The organism is Staphylococcus sp. HMSC65H10 (genome assembly GCF_001839185.1).
GTDB lineage: Bacteria > Bacillota > Bacilli > Staphylococcales > Staphylococcaceae > Staphylococcus > Staphylococcus simulans.
Map to the genome: position 1 here is coordinate 1 of NZ_KV840346.1, position 881 is coordinate 881.

Here is an 881-nt window from a genome sequence, read left to right on the forward strand (position 1 = left end):
GACAAGTCCGTAGGACTTTGTCGACAGTCTGAGAGAAACTATTTAAATAGTTTCTCTACATAGATACCATATATCTAACCCACATTTTTAATATAACATAAAAAACACCACCATAAAAGGTGGTAAGATTATGATTAGAAAATTATCTTCCAAAATATCTTCTGTTTAATATACTAACACAATTTGTTTAATATTAAAATAAGATAATAAAAAAGCTGCCAGAAAAGACAGCTTTCTATTCTCATGCATAATATCTATTTACACAATAGAATAACGAAGAGTAAAAACCATGTTCTACATTCATTTTACCATGTTTTTTTAGTAATTACTACCTTTTATTTCAATTTATTTCAATAAAAAAAGAGAGCTACTTGTAGGTAACTCTCAAATCATGCTTAAAGTCTATTTACACCTTAGAGTGTTGAGTTGTGAAAACAGTGTCTGAAAAAATTATATCATAACTTTTTTACTAATACCACTCTATATTTCACTTTTTAATTACAAATACATTTATTCCGACAATTTCTTAAAGTACCGCTATTTGAATTATACTATACCATAAAAAAGAGGGTTACCTATATAGATAACCCTCAAGTCATGGACACTATCATCCACGAACTTACAATATAGTATCAATTGTGAAAAGACACTTTTTACAATGACAACAGCGGTAAGTAAATAATAACATATTTATTTAACTGATACTACCCCAAAGTTCGCCCACACCATGATTAGGTGGTGCGACATCGTTCCATGTTCTTACTGGCAGATATAGTCGTTCGCCTTCAAAGCCGTCGTAACCTACCCACACATGATCATCTTGCAACATCACTTCATCATAGCTGGCAGCTTACCTGCTTCATTACCATCAATACGGAATG

Annotated in this window: 1 pseudogene; it reads right to left on the reverse strand. The window is 31.3% G+C overall.

Annotated features, from left to right (window positions below):
* Nucleotides 1-694: 694 nt before the first annotated feature.
* Nucleotides 695-841 (reverse strand): annotated as a pseudogene (locus HMPREF3270_RS13535) (SH3 domain-containing protein); the annotation flags it as partial.
* Nucleotides 842-881: the final 40 nt, after the last annotated feature.